Below are 19,252 nucleotides of genomic sequence, written 5' to 3' on the forward strand. Positions count from 1 at the left end.
CCTGTTTATTTATTCTACAATTATCGCTTTTTTAGTTATTTCTTGAGTGCACAGGGGACAATATTGACAGTTTCATCTAATTTTTTTTCTTCATTTTTCTTTTCTTGCCACTTCAAAGGACGACAATCAATGTATTCACAGTAGCCGCTTTCTCCTGTTTCTTCAATTCCATCAATATTCACATAATATTTAAAGCTCCCAACATAGCCCGCTGCTAAACCAAATTTGTAATCACCTCGACTTTCTGCATTGATTTGTATTTTTCTATTGCCATTTTGAAAAGTCCATGTGAACTCACGAGGAAGATACATCTCCTGATGGTTGGGTGTAGTCACTTTTGGGTAAACCCGCAAAACTTTAAAGTAGACATTTTCATCGAACATTTCGGCTTGTGATGTTTGTGCATCTCTCAGATAGATACGGGACTGCACGATGTGATTAAAGTTATTACGAATTTGTGCAAGCAATAGTTGGCGTTGATTGTTCAAGTTGATAATTTGATAGGTAAAAAAGCACAAAGGTAAATAAGGCAGATTGATCGCACGGGCATATTCAAATGATCCCATTTCATCAAGGCTGTAGTGCTGCCCTTTATAATTCACATCTCCTTTGCAGCGACAAAGCAATGACCAATGATCAAAAATCCCTAATTTAAGTTTGGTAAAATGTGAAATGATCGGTGTGGTTTGAATATTAAGATCAAAGCTGAGTTCGTCATCTTTACGGGTCAATCGAAAAAATGGAAAACTGCCTTGTAGTGTTTCTTTATCAGAAAATTGATAAAAATTTGATTTAAAATGACAATCATTTTCAATGGAATAAGATGAGTACTGCCCTGCCATATGTGCACTGCAACTTGCAATCACCGTTGCTGTATCTAAAGCAGTGGTGTGAATGGCATCTTGATTGCGCAGCATTGGGATATTGGGCTGTCCAATGATGCTGAGGAAATTGAGATAATGTAATGGTGCAGGCAGATTGGGAATCATCAATCCTTGATGAATAATTTTAAATCGCCCCCGTTGCGGATGATAATCCAACTTCAGTGCAAATGGAGCTTGATTGAGCTGTTTGGATTCATCAATAAAATTCATTAACAACTGCATATCAAACTCCTGTTTTTATTAACTCACTGTATTTTTTCTCGCAAGGAATGTCGTGATAAATCCTGAAATGGCATAGATAATTGAAATAATAAGAATGCCAACGGGAATATTATAAGTCACTGCTGCCAAAATAAATACTGCGATTGGTAACACAAAAAATGGAACACGTTTACGATCAACAGTTTTAAATGAGTAGTATTTGATATTGGAAATCATCAACAGACCCACGGCAATAATGATTGCTGCGTTAATTGCCTGAATACCTGTATCTTTTAAATCAAAAATCATTGGAAAATCTCGCCCTACCCACACCAATGAAATAATCATCACTGCGGCCAAAGGACTTGCTACACCAATAAAATAGCGTTTATCCACCACACCAATTTGTACATTGAAGCGTGCCAAGCGAAATGCTGCACATGCGGTATAGACAAAGCATGCAGCCAAGCCGATACGACCTAAATCATGCAAACTCCAACTGTACATCAGGATGGCAGGTGCAACACCAAATGCCAATAAGTCCGATAATGAGTCAAATTGTTCACCAAACGCACTTTGTGCACCGATTGCACGTGCCACGCGTCCATCCAAACCATCAAGTAATGCTGCAATAAAAATCGCATAAATGGCTTGGGTAAAATCACCATTCATACTTGCAATAATGGAGTAAAAGCCTGACAGCAATGCTGCTGTGGTGATTAAATTTGGCCACAAGTAGATCCCGCGACGTTTGACCTTTTCGCCTTCATGGGTATGCTCCACTTCCTCTACCTCAAAGGTAATACCATCAAAAGCATGATCTTCTGTAGAGGCACGGTTGTCAGGTTTATTTATATTTGTCATTGTTCGATCCTACTGTGACCTTATTTACATTTCAATTTTCTTTTATTCGCCAACTAACCAACGAACTGCTGCATGACCACCATTTTCACTCATACGTAAATGTGGGAATAACCATTGCAATGCTTCATCTGCATCTTCAGAGAATTTCCAAGGCGGATTGATCACCAACAAACCACAACCATTTAAACCCACAGGCGTGTCATCAGGCCATACACAGACTTCACACACCAATTGACGGCGAATGCCTGTTTTCATCATTTTCTTTTCAAAACGTTCGATCATGGCACGGTCTTTAATCGGATACCACACTGCAAAAATACCTGTAGGCCATTTTTTATAAGCAGCAACCAAAAGCTCCACCAATTGTGGAAAGTCTTTACGTTCCAACTCATAGGGTGGATCGATCATCACTAAACCACGTTTTTCTTTTGGTGGAATCACACCCAACAAACCTTCATACGCATCACGCTCATGCAAGCCTGCACGTTTGTCACGAATATTGTAATAAAGCTGCTGAAATACATCACGTTGCATTTCAAAAATGGTTGCTTTATCTGTTTCACGCATACCTTCAAGCGCAAACCACGGTGAACCCGGATATGCGCCTTTGCCTGAACCTGCACGCATGTCTTCCACAATTTTCAGATACTGTTTTACACCTTCAGGCGCATTACGTTTGATGGAATCATCAAGTTTCACTAAACGATGAATACCATTTAAAAACTCACCTGATTTTTGTGCTTCTGCGGTTGATAAATCGTATTTACCCGCACCACCATGCGTGTCTACATAACGGTATGGTTTATCTTTGCCATTTAAACGTGCCAAGATTTGTAGCAATAACACATGTTTCATGACATCGGCAAAGTTGCCTGCATGGAAATGGTGACGGTAATTCATGTTTCGATTCATTCCTAAGTTCAACAGCTATTTTAGCACGAAAAAATGTTTCTTCACTGCCCCGTTCTCGTTCTAAAATAAAGCTCTTATTTTTTAATTCTTTTTTGGATTGTTATGGATGTGATCTTTCTCCCAAAGTCTTGGAATGTTGATCAAATTTTAGATAATTTGGATCAACACGGTTTCGCCATTATTGACGATGTTTATCCCACAGACTATGTGCATGCACTTGTACATGAGTGCACAACCCACCTCAATGAGTTTCGTGCCGCAGCCATTCAAAATGGCGTGATCAGCAATATTCGCAGTGATCATATTTTATGGATCAATGATCATCTTGATATTGCCCAACAACATATCGATACATTAAAACAACTTTCCAACACATTAAACCGTTCTTTTTATTTGGGAATTAATGACATTGAAGCACATTTTGCCTGTTATAACGCAGGTGAATTTTATGCGCTGCATCGTGATAATCCACAAGGTAAAAATGGTCGTATGATCTCCACCGTCTATTATTTGCATGAACAATGGCAAGAGGACTGGGGTGGGCAATTACATTTACAAGATAAAAATAATCAATGGCATACCATTCAACCCAAGCCAAATCGGATTGCGATGTTTCAAAGCGATTTACTGCATGAAGTCATCGAAGCCAAGCATCAGCGTTTGTCGATTACTGCATGGTTACGCTCAGATCAGCAGTTGTTATAAGTTATTTTTGTGGATGCTTAAGATTTCTTTAATATAAATACTCAAATACTGAAGGCACGCTCCCCTGTCAGGATAAGAAACAGAGTTCTCTTTTAATTTCCCCTCATCCTAACCTTCTCCCACAGGGAGAAGGAACTTCCTTTACGCTTTCGAATACGTTTTTTGATCTACAATTTAAACACTTGATGACTTTCGCAAGAGCTCTATTCTTACATTAACATTACTTTCAAAGATTGCTCTTATTTAGCTTTCCAAGCATCTTTAAATTTAAACATTCATCCTCATATATAGCGGTATTGAAAAATGAGGATGAAGGCGCATGTTTGAAAATACAAAACAAATCATTGCACGTATTGGTGAAACTGACCAAATGTACTTGCAAGAAAACACGCCTGAACTCGCTTTGGAACGGGCAGATTTACGCTTGCAATTGGTGGTACTCAGCCATGTTCGCCAAGAACAAATTCATTTTCTGCAAGAAGCAATTGTGTTACTTGAAAGTGCACGTGTGGAATATGAAGAAATGCCAATGCGGGTGTATCTCAACTTGTCTTTGCATTTGGCAAAAGCCTATATGTTGTATTTTGAAATCACCCAAGAAAATCGTTTCGCACTCATTACACAGCAAATTTTAAAACCGTTAACCCCTCATGAGCATGGTGAAATTTATTTCTTCCTTGCCTATGCTTCTGCAAGTAAGGAAGAATTGGCGATGACACGGCATTGGTTAAGTAAATATGTGAAAACAGCTGAATGTGATGTAGCATTACTGCAAGAACATCCTGCATTTAAACAGGCACGTCAGCAGACTTGGTTTAATGATCTCATTCAACATAAATTGCATTAAGTTTTTAATTCTGAAAATAAAAAAGATGGCGACAGTGCCATCTTTTTTGTTGGGGTTTGAACGTTTTAAGACTTAAATATATAAAAATTAAGCCATTTGTAATTTATAAGCATCCATATGCAGTTGTTGATTCAATTCATCGATCCACATTGACCAATCATCATCCTGTACCAAATGACTGATCAGAAAATCACGTTGTGACTTATTCCAAAATGGTGCGTCATGCAAATTTTGATTTGCGGTTAATTGGTGAGTACGGACATAAAGCTCAATTGCAGCAGGACTGTTTGCCAAACCGAGCTGAGAAAATAATAAGGCTAAAGATGGTTGAGTATTCATGAGCTTCCTGCCCTCCCTCGGTCAAATCTCTGTCATTTAATCATTGTGAAATTTATATCAAAAAAATTGTATTTACTTATACAACTAACTTATAAGAATTCAGGCAAAAAAATAGCCCTGCGGCTATTTTTTGTTGTTTCAATTTGTGATTATTTTTCAAACGATATTTGATGCGCTATGCATTTTCTTTATAAATTAAGGCTTATGCGACAATAACTCACTCAACTCATCAATCACCAAAGACCAATCGTCATCTTTACGCCAATGGCTCACGATAAAATCACGCTGTGAATCATTCCAAAAATCTGCCTCATGCATCATCACGCCTTTAGCCAATTGATGTGTTGCAACAAATTGATCCATTGAAGCTTGATCAGAATCCAAGCCCAACTGATCAAATAGCAACTTGAGTGTTGGTTGTTCATCAAACATTTTATTTTCCTCTATTCCTTATTGTTAAATCGTTCATAAATACCATAACAGGTTTAAAAATAACTGTTTTTCATTCTAAATTCAGCTCTATCTTGCATTGTTCTTGTTATTGTTTGTTAATTATTTTTCTCAATAAACGCTCATAAAAAAGCACTCCAAAATGGAGTGCTTCTTCAATTCAATCTAAAAGATCAGTGATCTTAAAAATTCAATTATTTAACCATGTCAGCAACTGCTGCACGTTCGCCTTCTAACTCATCAAGTGTAACGTTGATGCGTTCACGGCTGAATTCGTCGATTTCAAGACCTTGAACGATTTTGTATTCGCCATTTTCACAAGTTACAGGGAAACCGAACATTACGCCTTCAGGGATACCATAAGAACCATCAGAAGGAATACCCATAGTTACCCATTTGCCGTTTGTGCCAAGCGCCCAATCACGCATGTGATCGATTGCAGCATTTGCAGCAGACGCAGCTGAAGATAAACCACGTGCTTCGATGATTGCAGCACCACGTTTACCAACAGTTGGAAGGAATACGTTTGCATTCCAGTCAGCATCGTTGATTTTGTCTTTTAAGCTTTCGCCATTTACTGTTGCAAAACGGTAGTCAGCATACATTGTTGGAGAGTGGTTACCCCAAACAGTCATCGTTTCGATGTCAGAAACTGCAACACCCGCTTTTTGAGCAAGTTGAGTTAACGCACGGTTGTGGTCAAGACGTAACATTGCTGTGAAGTTTTTCGCTGGAAGATCTGGTGCAGATTTCATTGCGATGTAAGCGTTAGTGTTAGCAGGGTTACCTACAACAAGAACTTTAACGTCACGGCTTGCAACTTCGTTAAGTGCCTGGCCTTGGCCGATGAAGATTTCACCGTTTACTTTAAGTAATTCAGCACGTTCCATACCAGGACCACGTGGACGTGAACCTACAAGTAACGCATAGTCAGCATCTTTGAATGCAACTTTAGGATCATCAGTACCGATCATGCCTTCAAGCAATGGGAATGCACAGTCGTCAAGTTCCATCATTACGCCTTTAAGCGCAGCTTGAGCTTTCTCAAATGGAACTTCTAATAATTGAAGGATAACTGGTTGGTCTTTACCAAGCATTTCACCACTAGCGATACGGAATAATAGGCTGTAACCGATTTGACCTGCGGCACCAGTAACGGCAACACGAACTGCTTGCTTCATTTAATTATCTCCAATTGAGGATCGTTAATGTGATTAAAGGACTATTTCCATTTAATCGAATTATCATAAACGCCAAAGATTGTACTCCAATCTTTTCGGTTATGCATTTAAAAGAAAATGATTTTCAACAAAAGTATTATAGAAAATATAAATAAGCACTTTCAAAACCTTAATACGCACCTTTTATTAAAAAACTTGTTGGACAATTCGATACCATTTGGTTTGAGCATTGTTTATATTGACCATTTACTTTGTAACAGACTTCGATTTCAGTCAAAATTGTATTTGATCGACTTGCCTGACAACTAAAGCTAATACCTTTTGCAGGCAAACCTGGATTCAATCTAATAAATTGAGCTTTTAATTGACTGTGATAAATCACTTTATTATCTGCACTCGTAAGCTCAGCAGGAATTTTTAGCTTTTCAGCCAGATTAATCATCGTTCTAAAATACTGACTTGCATTCATTGGCACACAACCGCCCACACTATGCCACAATTGTACCCTAGAGTTTTGATCTGGCATCACACGTGCAACAACTTTGGACTGTAAAGGACTCAGCGTAGCAGAAGCGGATGTTTCACATTCTTTTTGTGTGGTCTCTGGCAATAGACCTGTGATCGTCAGTGAATAGCCTTCTAAACATTTACGTTGTTTTTGTTTAGAACTATCCAATGCACATACCGCAGGTGTAAGCTGTATTTGCATGACATAGCCCTGCGGCTGTGCAGGTGCAGCAGTTGCATCTATTTTAAATAAGAAAAATCCTGTGCAGATCAATAACCACACACGAATTTTTCTTTTTAATCGATTCAAAACAGCGTTCTTCATTGTTTCCATGCACACAAAATTTTATTGCAAAATCATCCTATTCTGTTATTCAAAAGCACGAATGGGAATATTTGGCATACGACTTTCAATCACTTGCGGTCCCTGTCCAAGTAACATGCCATAATGCACTGCATTGGTCATAACATTTTTGACATAATCACGAGTTTCATGAAGCGGAATTGCTTCGGTATATTGATCCGCAGACAAATTACGGTCATTCGGTTGCCAACGTTTCGCACGATTTGGTCCCGCATTATACCCAGCGGTTGCTAAAACGGGATTATTGCTAAGCTGACGTTGGATCATTGATAAATAATATGTGCCATAGCGAATATTGGTATTTGGATCACTCAATGCCGCAGGATTATAAGTTTCTCCCATTTCTCTAGCGACTTGTTTTGCTGTTCCAGGCATGATTTGCATGAGACCACCTGCACCCACATGTGAACGTGCAGCTGTAACAAAACGACTTTCCTGACGCATTAAACCATACGCCCAAGCTGGATCGATACCAACATTTCGACTATGGCTGACCACTAAAGATTGGTGTGGTGTCGCATAACGGTAACTATAGTTATGTTTATTTTTGGTGCGATCTGCTGCATAAATCGCACGATCATACCACCCCATATTGGTGGCTCTTTGTGCGGCTGCTAACAACATTCCATCATCTTGTTTTAGATAGGCTTGACGCACTGCCCAATTCCATTCACGGTTGGTATAAGTTGCATTGGCATTGATATTTTTTAACGCAAATGCACGGCGGAAATGAATATCTTGATTTAAACGTTGTACATCACTCGATGACGGTTGCTCTTGACTCAGACCTTCACTGTATTTTTGACCAATATGATCTTTGGCTAATAAATTATGATAATCATCGCCTGACATCGCCAAACGTTTAAAAATCTCTTCTGCAGTATTTTTAGATGATTTATCACCACGTTGCTCCGATGCACGTGCTAACCAATATTGCCAACGATCTTCTTGTTTTTGTGTCACACTCATGCTGTCTACCGCACGAATCACACTTTCCCATGCACCAAAGCGAATGGCTTGTCGTGCATAAATCTCAGCTTCTTCAGCACTAAATGGCACACCAAAACTGGCATCAAAACTTTCTAATACTTGGCGATTGAAGTTATTTTTCATCACCGTTGTCCCACCGATATACCCTACTGTACGGTACAAATATTTCTGTACATGATCAGGTACACCTTGTGCAAGGCGTGGCACAGACTGTAACGCTGAAATTAAATCGGTATCCGCAGCACGTCCTAAAGCAAACACCATATAGGCATAATCTTCTACATTATTTTTAGGCGCTGTCCATAAATAATTCAGTGGATTAGCTTGGATTTGGTTTAACTGTGCCAATGAAAGGTTCACACCAATCGATTGCGCTGTGGCAATGGCTTGTCCTGACTGTCCTGCACGGAGCTGTGCATACAAACGTTGCTGCCGATCATCGGCTGTCAGTAATGGACTGCTCAGCATCAAACGTCCAAGACCATTACATGACTCTGGCTGTGAATTGGTCGCTAACCAAACATCTTTAAATTCAGCAAAAACCAAAGCATCACCATTTTTTGCTCGAACCTGTGCCATCGCACAACTCTCTGCTTGGTCTGGATTGGATACATAAGCCAATACAGGTTGGGCACTGCTAAAGTCAGCTTGTTTAACTTTTTCTTCCACATAATCTGCTGCAAGTTTTTCAGCCATAGCTGACTGTGGGTAACGCTGTGCGAAATTCACAATATTACTTGCAGGTTGAAATGCTAAATTTGAGTTCAAAGAGAAATATTCTGGATAATATCCTAAGGCATCATTTTGCATCGAATATTTGTATTGTTCTAAAGCCGCAGGATTATTGGCATTACGGAGTACATCATTAAACTGTTCTTCCACTGCCTGCGTGACTTGTAGTCCTGCACATGCAAGCAAGCCTAAAACACACGATGTTATTTTATTTTTTTTGATTGATTTTTGATTAAACACGTTTTCTCTCACCAAGGTAATGTCTTCTTGCATGGTTGACCTTTTTTTAACATCGTACTCATTTAAGCGTAGTTTAATTATTCTCACCTACCTCTACTGTTCTGTTATGTAACCTTATGATTCAACGTTATTAATTTTATCCATTTTTCATACTTTTTTTGGCATCATCTGAATATTAATCCTACTGTATAGATTTTTAGTATGGCTTTGTATGTAAATACTGTAAAATACGCTGCTTTTCTTGAGTCGAAGAAACTTCACTCAATTTAATTTTTGGTTTTATACAGGATAAATGCCTCTATGACGGTTCAAACCTTCATTCCAAATGGTGCCAAAGCTGCCTCAGAAAACACTGTTCTCCAGCCACAGCACACCCCAGCCGATGGTACAGTGAAAAAACTGTATATCGAAACGCAAGGGTGTCAGATGAATGAGTATGACAGTCATCGTATGGCAGACCTTTTAGGTGACTCTCACGGTTATGTACTGACTACTGACCCTAAAGATGCAGATATTTTGCTCATGAATACCTGTTCGATTCGTGAAAAAGCACAAGAAAAAGTGTTTTCTGAATTGGGTCGCTGGCGCAAACTGAAAGAACAAAATCCAGACCTAGTCATCGGTGTCGGTGGTTGTGTTGCGTCACAAGAAGGCGACAATATCCAAAAACGTGCACCTTATGTCGATATGGTTTTTGGTCCACAAACTTTACACCGCTTACCACAAATGCTTGATCAGCATCATGATCAAGTTGAAAAACCGAAAAAAGAAAAAATTAAATTAGTCGATATTTCATTCCCAGATATTGAAAAATTCGACTTTTTACCTGAACCCCGTGTTGAAGGTTTTAAAGCTTTTGTTTCCATCATGGAAGGCTGTTCAAAATACTGTTCATTCTGTGTTGTACCGTATACACGGGGTGAAGAAGTTTCTCGTCCGTTGGATGATGTACTTGCTGAAATTGCAGGTTTAGCTGAAAAAGGCGTGCGTGAAATATCATTACTTGGTCAAAACGTAAATGGCTACCGTGGTGAAACTTTTGAAGGTGAAATTTGTACTTTTGCTGATTTACTCCGTTTAGTTGCTGAGATTCCGGGGATTGGTCGCTTACGTTATACGACTTCACATCCGCTTGAGTTTAATGATGATTTAATTCAATGCTATCGTGACTTACCACAAATGGTTTCGCATCTTCATTTACCTGTACAAAGCGGTTCAAATGATGTGTTACAAGCCATGAAACGTAATCACACCATTGATGTTTATATCGAAAAAATTGCCAAGTTACGTAAAGTCCGCCCTGATATGCATTTATCTTCTGACTTCATTATCGGCTTCCCTGGTGAAACAGATGAGAATTTTGAAGAAACTTACCAATTCATCCAAGATTTAGACTTTGACCATTCATATAGTTTTATCTATTCAAAACGTCCGGGTACGCCTGCATCAGAATTACCTGACAATACGCCTGAAGATGTGAAAAAAGAACGTTTAGCCAAAGTTCAGCAATGGATCAAACGCTCAAGTATCGAAAAAACAGATGCCATGCTTGGCACGATTCAACGAGTATTAGTTGAAAAAGTTTCTGACAAAGACCCAAATATTTTGGTTGGTACTGCTGACAATACACGTTTAGTAACATTTATTGGTGATGCGACTTGGGTTGGACGCTTTGCAGAGATTGAGGTTACAGAGATTAAAACCTTAAATTTAGTTTATGGTGAACTCTTGAATCTTGAGCCTGACGTGTCGTAATGTAGGGGTATCCATTACGACAATATAAAAGGATATCACTTGACTGCCGAAATTCGACGTACAGTAGCTTTTCCTGGCATTTCTATGGAACGTTTAAAAAGCATGCTTGGTGCTTATAACAGCCATATGAAACAAATCGAACAACGTTTAAATGTCAAAATCTCCCATCGAAGTGATGCATTTTTCATCGATGGGAATCTTGATGCTGTCGCAAGAGCTGAGCTTTTATTGCAACGCCTCTATGACGAAGCTGAAATTTCCTCTCAAATCAGTGCTGATACTGTCCATCTGATGATTCAAGGCAGTCAAACTGACCGAGAATTACAAGAGGACTTGTCAGATAATGAGCACACTGGCTTAGACGCAATTTGGTTACAAACCCCTAAAGGTCGTATTAATCCACGTGGCATTAATCAAAAGCGTTATGTGCAACGTATTTTACAAAGTGATATTTCTTTCGGGATCGGTCCCGCGGGTACAGGTAAAACCTATCTTGCAGTGGCGGCTGCGGTAGATATGCTCGAACGCAATGAAATTCAACGGATTTTATTGGTACGTCCCGCCGTTGAAGCAGGTGAAAAACTCGGTTTCTTACCGGGCGATTTAACCCAAAAAATTGACCCTTACTTACGCCCACTTTACGATGCCTTGTATGAAATGCTCGGCTTTGAAAAAGTTGCCAAACTCATTGAACGTCAAGTCATTGAAGTTGCGCCCCTCGCCTATATGCGTGGTCGTACCCTCAACCATTCTTTCGTGATTTTGGATGAGGCGCAAAACACCACACCCGAACAAATGAAAATGTTTCTGACTCGTTTAGGTTTTGGTTCACGTGCAGCAATCACAGGGGATATTACTCAGGTCGACTTACCTCGTGGTCAGCAGTCAGGTCTAGCACATGCACTGCGTGTACTCGAAAATGTTAAAGAAATTCATATCACTCGTTTCCATTCTCGTGATGTAGTTCGTCATCAATTGGTTCAAAAGATTGTCGAAGCTTATGAGGGATGGGAAGGTGAACAACAACGTTTAAGTGCTGCGGCACGTGCTGAACGCAAAGCACTACAGCAAGCATTGATCGCTGACAATGATGCCAAAGCCGATGCACAGGACTAAAACGTTCTTCATTGTTAAGGATTCATTTTGAAACTCAGTTTAACCTTACAACAAGCGTTTGAAGCACCTGAATTGGTGCTCAAACGTGCTTTTCTGAAAAAAGTGATTGAAACTTCACTGCGTCATATCGACACACAAAGCGATTGTGAAATCGGCATTGCTTGTGTGGATGTTGATGAAAGCCATAAGCTAAATTTTGAATATCGCAAGAAAGATAAACCAACCAATGTACTGTCTTTCCCGAGTGATTTACCTGATGAAATGGCGCAAATTTTAGATAGCTTTCCCATTGGCGATTTGGTGATTTGTATTCCTGTGGTTTTACAAGAAGCCATTGAACAACAAAAAACACCGATTGAACATTTCACTCACATGCTTGTACATGGCACATTACATTTAATGGGTTATGACCATGAAACGTCAGATGAAGATGCTGAAGAAATGGAAGCATTGGAAATCGAAATTTTGAAAAAATTAGGTTTTGAAAATCCATATACAATCAAAGAAGATTAACTTAATTTTTCATTGGAAAAGACAAGTTAAAATGGTGCATGATGATTTACATTGTGCATCATTTTTTATGCCTTACTGAAAATACGATATTTATTTACACTTCTCTGCTGAAACGCAAAAACTCTTTACTATCAAGTTAATTGGCTTTTCACTATACTCAAAAAATTCCATTAAAATCCAAGATTAGAAAGCTAAGCCATGTTGGATCGCTTATTTGAAGAGTTTGTAGATGCCCTAAAACGTAGTATTTTTCTGAGTATGGGTGCGCCTGAAAACCATAACCTTGATTGGGATATGGTTGCTGCGGCACTGCTCAGTAAATTATTTATTGTCGTCATTTTAATTGGATTTTTTTGGTTATTTAGTCGTGGTTTAAGACTTGCTGTTCGTTATATTTCTAAAAAATTTAATATTAATCAAATTATTATTAATATCATCAATAATACTATTTACTTTTTTTGGCTACTTGCTTCAAGTATTACCATCCTGTCGCAATTTGGTTTATCTGAAAAATATCTACAAGCCGTTTCTCGTGCTGCCATTGTTTCATTGATTTTTTATATTATCTGGATGCTATTTACCAAACTAACCATGCGCTTTTTGGATCGTTTTTATATTGATGATTCTTTAAAACAACTATTACGCAATATTATTTCAGTGCTATTGGTGATTTTCGGTATCGCTGCGATTATGGCGCAGTTTGGTTTTAATATTATTTCCATTATGGCAGGTTTGGGGATTGTCGGGATTGCGGTCAGTTTTGCAGCACAGTCCACTCTGTCCAATTTTATTGCAGGAATTACCATTCTCATCGAACGCCCTTTTCATATTGGTGACTGGGTACGAATCAATAAATTTGAAGGAAAAATTACGCAAATTTTACTCCGAACGACGCATATTCGTAACCGTGATAATTTATTGATTATTATTCCAAATTCAACTGTTGCCAATGCAGAAGTGACCAACCTCACTGCACATGAAAGAATGCGTTTTGAAAGTTATTGTCGTATTTCACTACAAGAAGATGTGGAAAAAGCCCGTCAAGCGATTTTAGCCCGTTTAGACCAAGAAGATGAGTATTTAAAAACACCTGCACCCAGTGTGGATGTACGTGAGTTTGCAGAGTCAGGCATTGTGCTGATTGTGCGTTATTGGTTGGAACCTTATCAAATGGAACGCTTACCTCGTATTCAAGAAAAGCTATTGGAACATGTTAAAGAAGCACTGCAAGATGCCAAAATTAATGTGCCTTATCCACATTTACAATTGCTTTCTCAAGCAAGTTCAGCCCACAATAAAGTTGAGTGAAATATATGAAATTTGTCGTGATTTTTAAAGCTAAAATTAAAACGCTAGATGACGAATATTTTCACACTGCACTTCTACTCAGGGAAAAAGCCTTAACACAGTTTCATTGTCAAAAATTTGAAGCACTATCTGAAAATGGTGCTGAAATTGCTTTATCTTATTGGCATTCGCTAGAAGATATTCACACTTGGCAACAAGATGCTGAACATCTGGTTGCACAAAAATTAGGTAAAGAAAAATGGTATGAAAACTACAGTGTTGAAATTTGTGAGATTAAACGTACTTATGCTGTATAAGTAAAGGAGGAAAATCCTCCTTTCTTATTTACCGATCCGCTAAACTCTGAGGAACGTCCGTTCTCCAAAATTGCTTTTTATATTTACCAAAATCTTCTTTTTGGACACGATAACATACCCATATATTTTCATAAGAATCTCGATAACTATTCACAGTGCCTTCGATACACAAATCACGGTTATTTACTGAATAACTGACTGTTGGTGGTTTTCCAGTGGCTTGATAATTTTTCTGTACCCCTGAAATTTCATCTTTTAATGTAAATACGACACCTGTCTGTGTATCCAATGCCACATAAATATGATTTAACCGATCGCCTATATTTAATAGAATGTATTTCTGATTAAAATTTGGCTGTTGCGTCAAAAAAGCTTTCTTATATGTTGCAATATTTGCTTTTGAACAAAAATTAATATCACTTTGATCATATTGGCATGTATCAACTGCCTTAAAGTTGGTTTGAGCAAAAGCATTCACACCCCAAAAAAGTATTGGTATCAGTAAAATATATTTCATTATTCATATGGCTCTGTGGTTATTTTACCCAAAATTAGCATTTTTGATTTATAAAATAAATCGTTAAATTAAAGTAAAAAGCGAATAAATAAGGTATCTATCTACAACAATTTAAATAGGTTAAAACATTTTCATCAATGCACTTCAAACTCAGACTCAGCAGGATCAAAACGCCATGTACGAATAATCCTTAACTCAGAAATATCTTTCATACTGGCATCAAAGTTACCAAAAGGCGCACCTTTACGCACCGAGTTTTTTGCTGCTTCATCCAAAATCGGATGTCCTGAACTTTCGATCAAACGAATGGCACGAATACCACCTGAAGCATTTAAGATCACCATCAAACGTACTTCGCCCGATAAATGCTGAATTTTAGCCTCATCAGGATAATAACGGTTGCCGTACAGTTCTACTTTGGCACGAAATTTATCTAAATAACCCGCTGAGGCATCTTTTTTGGCTTGAATGCCATCCACAGTTTTAATCTTTTGTTGTTTACTAAAGTTTTGCTGTTTCTGTAAATATTGAGCTTCTAAACTCGCCACCATCGCTGCTTTGGCTTGGAATTGGCTTTGCAACTCATCCATGGCTTTTTTACGTTCATTTTGTTCAGCTTGTTTCTGCCAACTGAGCACCGTCATTAATACTTTTTCTTCAAAATTCAATTCACGCTTTTGCTGCACTTTTTCCAAAGCTTCTAACTCTTGTTCACCTGCACTTAAGTCTTTGCTCTGTGCAGGCATATCACTCGACATACGATGCTTTTCACGAAATACACCTGAACCTTGCTGATCTTCCTGCGCTAAAAAATCTGCCTCTTTGACCTCATCAGCACTTGGACGCAAAGTGACAGCGATTTCTTTACTATTATGTGTATCTTGTTCTTTGGGTTCAGCAAACTGCAATGAAATAAAAACCAAATGCAGCGCTATTGCTGCCACGACAGCACCTAAGAAGATATTGTCTTCCCACCAAGGTAAAAAAGCCTTAGATGAAGTACTCATTTTTTTAAACATGACAAGTGACCGCCATTCCCCAACAAAATCAAAAAATAAAACTATTTTCAGCATTACACTTTTAATACTTTTCAGTGATGCTTTTCATAGAAAATATGTTAATAGAACAAAACTTTAAAATGGTGCATCTAAATTTGCTAAACTGCAAGAATAAAGCTTGGAAATTTTAAACAAATCGACAAGATACACCTAATAAAATGAAGCTGATTTGGAACTGAACTTATGCCATCGCTACTTTCTAAGATTGCTCAACGTATTCAGCGTATTTACCAAAAAGCTGGGGATTTTATTGAAGAAGAACGTGAGTTTCCTGTATCTCAAGTTTTTCTCAATGCCACTTTTCAACGTTTCGTCACTGAAAATGTTGAAATTTTAGAAGATTTACATGCCGACTTACATGATGATTGGTTACGTTTATATGCAACATTGAATGTCAAAGGTATGCATTTTGTTTTAGGTGTAGATCTAAAATTAATCCAAATGGAGTTTAACAAAGACATGCAACTCATTGTCTTTGAACAAATTAGCAATACTGAAGTCATTGAAGCCACCTATCCAAATTTTTTCTATAAAATGGCTGTCAATACAGCATTATTTTTCTACCAAAAAATTCTAAGAAAAGATCCTTTAGGTATGATCTTAGAGAAATTTGAGGTACTCACTGTCAAAGATGATTTATTACACTTAGACCTAAATCGTTGGCTTGGCGATAAACGATCTATTATGGACACTCTAAATAAAGTCCATATTAATCATGCCGAACTCAGAGAAACGGAATTAGTCGTAATCGGTAATGTTAATCTCATGGCACTGTTTAGCAAAGTAAGTCGCAATGATTGGGATAACACGCTTGAAGATGACTTGCTTGGCGATGATCTTGATGATGATTTCATTGAAAGCAATGTAACGCCAATTCAACAAAAAGAGCGTTAAGTTGATGTTTAAAATGAAAGCTTTTAAATAGATTTATGCAAAATAAATACATAAACTCACATATTTTGCTGAAATTCTAAGTTTTTCTACTTAATTCAGTCGCATAATACTAAGATCGCAGACATTGCATAGGACATTACTTATGGCAACACAATTAATGAAAAAAATGAGCCTCGCTACAGGGCTTACAACAGCCTTATTACTCACAGGTTTTTCAAGCCATGCTCTTGCCATGAGCCCATTCCAAGCGACCTACCAATTTTCTTATAATGGTAAAAATATGGGTTCAGCAACCCGTACTTTAAGCCAAAATGGCAACAATTGGAGCTATGTTTTTGCTGCCAAAGCTGCTGCGATTGCCTCTGCAAAAGAAACCAGTAATTTTACTTTGAGCAATGGTCAAATCCAATCCAATAACTTTAGCCGTAGCAGTAAAATTTTGGTGCATAACGACACCATGACCATCAAATTTAATCCAAGTGCAAAAACCATTAACACCAACAAAAGTGGTAAAGCTCGCTCATTTGCGTGGAAAACGGGGGCATTGGATGAGTTAAATGCAGAACTACAAGTTCGTGAAGATCTAAAAGGTTCAGGGTTAAAATCAAGCTATTTGATTGCAGATGCCAAAGGTTTGGACACTCGTCACTTTGTTAAACAAGGCAATGAATCTGTTAAAACCAGCTATGGCACATTTGATACCATCAAAGTGGTACTGACTCATGATAACAAAACCAAACAATCAGTTTTCTGGTTAGCACCGAAACTTGACTATTTACCTGTAAAAATGTCACACCAAGATGATAAGACTTCTTATAGTCTTTCTCTAACAGGCTACAAAAAATAAGCTATTTTTCCACTTTTCGTGAAATTGAGCTTGCATTTTTCTTGGTGCTTTTTAAAATACGCCTTTGCTTGAAAAAGCACCTTGCCCTTAGAGGATTCTTCCCGTGTACGCACTAGAACAGAAAATCTTGGCTGAAGGTATCGTTCTATCTGATCAGGTTCTGAAAGTCGATTCTTTTTTAAACCATCAAATTGATCCCGTCATGATGCAGCAAATTGGTCAAGAATTTGCGCGTCTTTTCAAAGATGCAGGCATTACCAAAATCATTACGATTGAAGCTTCAGGTATTGCGCCAGCAGTCATGGCAGGACTTGAATTGGGTGTTCCTGTTATTTTTGCACGTAAATACCAATCTTTAACTTTGAAAGATGACTTATATCGTTCTAAAGTTTTCTCATTTACCAAACAAGTTGAAAGCACCATTGCGATCTCTAAAAAACACATCAACGCAGGCGATAAAGCCCTTGTCATTGATGACTTTTTAGCAAATGGTCAAGCAGCTTTAGGTCTCGCAGATCTTATCCATCAAGCAGATGCTGAAGTTGTCGGTATCGGTATTGTGATTGAAAAATCATTCCAACCTGGTCGTCAGCTTCTTTTGGATAAAGGTTACCGTGTTGAATCATTAGCACGTGTTGAATCTTTAACAAACGGTACAGTCACTTTCGTCCAAGAATAACTGTAACTGTTTAAAATTGAGCGCTTTAGGCGCTCTTTTTTATACTTTATGAAAATACGATAAGCATTTTGCTCATTCATTTCTTAGCTTGACTCGATTATATTATTTTCAAATACAAAAAATTAGGTCAAGACCAGAATGGATTCACTGACACACCAACTTACCCAATTATTAAATGTGCAACAAATTGACCAATATATTTTCCAAGGTCAAACCAACCAGCTTTTTGGTTCACATTTATTTGGTGGACAAATCTTAGCACAAGCACTCATTGCAGCATCTAAGACCACAAATCGCCCTGCACATTCACTGCATGCTTATTTTATTCGCAGTGGTCGAACAGATATGCCGATTTTATTTAAAGTTGAAAATTTACGTGATGGTTCGAGTTTATCTGCACGCCAAGTATACGCATTACAAGATGGTAAAGTGATTTTTTCGGCGATGCTATCTTTTGCTCAACCTGAGCAGGGCTTAGAATTTCAGATTAAAACACCTCATTATCCTGCCCCTGAAACACTCACTTCTGAGCAGGAACATAAAATTTCAATGGTAAATGATATTCCAGAGCCTATGCGTGCAATCATGATGCAACAATTTAATCTCTTGATTCATCCTGTTGAGTTTGCAAATCCTTTTAGACCCGTCAAAGCAGATCCCCAATATGCTGAATATTTCAGAAGTTTTGACAAAATCGAAGGTGAACTTGATCATATTGCCATGCACCAAGCGATTGCTGCATATTATTCTGATTATAATTTACTCACCACCTCTTTACGTCCACATGGCGTGAGTTATGCCAATGGTGGTGTACGCAGTGCAAGTTTAGATCATACCATGCATTTCCATCATGATTTTCGAGTCGATGAATGGATGTTATATGACATGCATGCCACTCGCTCAAGTCAGTCACGTGGCTTGAATTTTGGTGAAATGTGGCAAAATGGAAAATTGGTGTGCAGTGTTAGTCAAGAAAGCTTAATGCGCCAACGCCAATTTAAATCTCGCCCTTAGATTTTTATAACATTGTATTTTATGAAGAAAAAAATAAGG

Annotated in this window: 21 protein-coding genes; 11 read left to right on the forward strand and 10 right to left on the reverse strand. The window is 38.1% G+C overall.

Annotation, left to right across the window (positions count from 1 at the left end; translation table 11 throughout):
* Positions 1 to 35: 35 nt before the first annotated feature.
* The 3 genes from AVJ19_RS17535 to AVJ19_RS17545 are packed head-to-tail and all read right to left on the reverse strand — an operon-like array spanning position 36 to position 2,849.
* Positions 36 to 1,106: a DUF6670 family protein gene (locus tag AVJ19_RS17535; protein ID WP_111860921.1), complete on the reverse strand. Its 1,071-nt coding sequence runs from the start codon at positions 1,104 to 1,106 to the stop codon at positions 36 to 38.
* A gap of 18 nt (positions 1,107 to 1,124) precedes the next feature.
* Positions 1,125 to 1,949 (reverse strand): CDP-diacylglycerol--serine O-phosphatidyltransferase, encoded by an 825-nt coding sequence (pssA, locus tag AVJ19_RS17540; RefSeq protein WP_111860922.1) that lies wholly within the window; start codon positions 1,947 to 1,949, stop codon positions 1,125 to 1,127.
* Between the two features lie 42 nt (positions 1,950 to 1,991).
* Complete coding sequence (locus tag AVJ19_RS17545; RefSeq protein WP_111860923.1) at positions 1,992 to 2,849, reverse strand: 23S rRNA (adenine(2030)-N(6))-methyltransferase RlmJ; 858 nt, start codon at positions 2,847 to 2,849, stop codon at positions 1,992 to 1,994.
* Positions 2,850 to 2,963: 114 nt separating this feature from the next.
* Between AVJ19_RS17545 and AVJ19_RS17550 the strand changes: the two genes are divergently transcribed.
* Positions 2,964 to 3,566: a 2OG-Fe(II) oxygenase gene (locus AVJ19_RS17550; RefSeq protein ID WP_111860924.1), complete on the forward strand. Its 603-nt coding sequence runs from the start codon at positions 2,964 to 2,966 to the stop codon at positions 3,564 to 3,566.
* A 319-nt stretch (positions 3,567 to 3,885) separates the two neighbouring features.
* Positions 3,886 to 4,413 (forward strand): hypothetical protein, encoded by a 528-nt coding sequence (locus AVJ19_RS17555; RefSeq protein WP_111860925.1) that lies wholly within the window; start codon positions 3,886 to 3,888, stop codon positions 4,411 to 4,413.
* An 87-nt stretch (positions 4,414 to 4,500) separates the two neighbouring features.
* Here AVJ19_RS17555 and AVJ19_RS17560 read toward each other — a convergent pair whose 3' ends face one another.
* The 5 genes from AVJ19_RS17560 to AVJ19_RS17580 form a co-directional block, all read right to left on the reverse strand.
* Positions 4,501 to 4,752 (reverse strand): DUF2789 family protein, encoded by a 252-nt coding sequence (locus AVJ19_RS17560; RefSeq protein WP_111860926.1) that lies wholly within the window; start codon positions 4,750 to 4,752, stop codon positions 4,501 to 4,503.
* 195 nt (positions 4,753 to 4,947) lie between these two features.
* A complete protein-coding gene (locus AVJ19_RS17565; RefSeq protein WP_111860927.1) occupies positions 4,948 to 5,184 on the reverse strand; it encodes a DUF2789 family protein in 237 nt (78 codons plus the stop codon).
* Positions 5,185 to 5,396: 212 nt separating this feature from the next.
* On the reverse strand, positions 5,397 to 6,383 hold the full coding sequence (locus tag AVJ19_RS17570) for a malate dehydrogenase (RefSeq protein WP_068973651.1): 987 nt from the start codon (positions 6,381 to 6,383) through the stop codon (positions 5,397 to 5,399).
* Positions 6,384 to 6,552: 169 nt separating this feature from the next.
* Positions 6,553 to 7,215: a ribonuclease T2 family protein gene (locus tag AVJ19_RS17575; protein WP_111860939.1), complete on the reverse strand. Its 663-nt coding sequence runs from the start codon at positions 7,213 to 7,215 to the stop codon at positions 6,553 to 6,555.
* A 45-nt stretch (positions 7,216 to 7,260) separates the two neighbouring features.
* Complete coding sequence (locus AVJ19_RS17580) at positions 7,261 to 9,249, reverse strand: lytic transglycosylase domain-containing protein (protein ID WP_111860928.1); 1,989 nt, start codon at positions 9,247 to 9,249, stop codon at positions 7,261 to 7,263.
* Positions 9,250 to 9,516: 267 nt separating this feature from the next.
* Here AVJ19_RS17580 and miaB point away from each other — a divergent pair, with 267 nt between their 5' ends.
* From miaB to AVJ19_RS17605, 5 genes are all read left to right on the forward strand, one after another.
* Complete coding sequence (miaB, locus tag AVJ19_RS17585) at positions 9,517 to 10,971, forward strand: tRNA (N6-isopentenyl adenosine(37)-C2)-methylthiotransferase MiaB (protein ID WP_111860929.1); 1,455 nt, start codon at positions 9,517 to 9,519, stop codon at positions 10,969 to 10,971.
* A 39-nt stretch (positions 10,972 to 11,010) separates the two neighbouring features.
* On the forward strand, positions 11,011 to 12,087 hold the full coding sequence (locus AVJ19_RS17590) for a PhoH family protein (protein WP_111860930.1): 1,077 nt from the start codon (positions 11,011 to 11,013) through the stop codon (positions 12,085 to 12,087).
* A gap of 27 nt (positions 12,088 to 12,114) precedes the next feature.
* Complete coding sequence (ybeY, locus tag AVJ19_RS17595; RefSeq protein WP_111860931.1) at positions 12,115 to 12,600, forward strand: rRNA maturation RNase YbeY; 486 nt, start codon at positions 12,115 to 12,117, stop codon at positions 12,598 to 12,600.
* 198 nt (positions 12,601 to 12,798) lie between these two features.
* The gene (locus AVJ19_RS17600; protein ID WP_111860932.1) at positions 12,799 to 13,908 is read left to right on the forward strand and encodes a mechanosensitive ion channel family protein; all 1,110 of its coding nucleotides are present in this window, start codon (positions 12,799 to 12,801) and stop codon (positions 13,906 to 13,908) included.
* A gap of 5 nt (positions 13,909 to 13,913) precedes the next feature.
* The gene (locus tag AVJ19_RS17605; protein ID WP_111860933.1) at positions 13,914 to 14,204 is read left to right on the forward strand and encodes an antibiotic biosynthesis monooxygenase family protein; all 291 of its coding nucleotides are present in this window, start codon (positions 13,914 to 13,916) and stop codon (positions 14,202 to 14,204) included.
* A gap of 28 nt (positions 14,205 to 14,232) precedes the next feature.
* On the opposite strand, the gene AVJ19_RS17610 is transcribed toward AVJ19_RS17605, so the two are convergent.
* Positions 14,233 to 14,682 (reverse strand): hypothetical protein, encoded by a 450-nt coding sequence (locus AVJ19_RS17610; protein ID WP_162626641.1) that lies wholly within the window; start codon positions 14,680 to 14,682, stop codon positions 14,233 to 14,235.
* A 173-nt stretch (positions 14,683 to 14,855) separates the two neighbouring features.
* Positions 14,856 to 15,740: an energy transducer TonB gene (locus tag AVJ19_RS17615; RefSeq protein ID WP_111860940.1), complete on the reverse strand. Its 885-nt coding sequence runs from the start codon at positions 15,738 to 15,740 to the stop codon at positions 14,856 to 14,858.
* Positions 15,741 to 15,962: 222 nt separating this feature from the next.
* On the opposite strand from AVJ19_RS17615, the gene AVJ19_RS17620 reads away from it, so the two are divergent.
* The 4 genes from AVJ19_RS17620 to AVJ19_RS17635 all read left to right on the forward strand — a co-directional run bounded on the left by AVJ19_RS17620 (position 15,963) and on the right by AVJ19_RS17635 (position 19,213).
* Positions 15,963 to 16,673 carry a hypothetical protein gene (locus AVJ19_RS17620; protein ID WP_111860935.1) on the forward strand — a complete coding sequence of 237 codons (711 nt, stop codon included), beginning with the start codon at positions 15,963 to 15,965 and terminating at the stop codon, positions 16,671 to 16,673.
* A gap of 142 nt (positions 16,674 to 16,815) precedes the next feature.
* Entirely contained in the window at positions 16,816 to 17,520 is a 705-nt protein-coding gene (locus AVJ19_RS17625; protein WP_111860936.1) for a DUF3108 domain-containing protein, read from the forward strand.
* 103 nt (positions 17,521 to 17,623) lie between these two features.
* On the forward strand, positions 17,624 to 18,199 hold the full coding sequence (locus AVJ19_RS17630) for a xanthine phosphoribosyltransferase (protein ID WP_111860937.1): 576 nt from the start codon (positions 17,624 to 17,626) through the stop codon (positions 18,197 to 18,199).
* A 138-nt stretch (positions 18,200 to 18,337) separates the two neighbouring features.
* Positions 18,338 to 19,213, forward strand: a complete 876-nt coding sequence (locus AVJ19_RS17635) for an acyl-CoA thioesterase (RefSeq protein ID WP_111860938.1) — start codon at positions 18,338 to 18,340, stop codon at positions 19,211 to 19,213.
* The last annotated feature ends 39 nt before the right edge of the window (positions 19,214 to 19,252 follow it).

The sequence above is a fragment of the Acinetobacter sp. CFCC 10889 genome, from assembly GCF_003268395.1.
Classification (GTDB): domain Bacteria; phylum Pseudomonadota; class Gammaproteobacteria; order Pseudomonadales; family Moraxellaceae; genus Acinetobacter.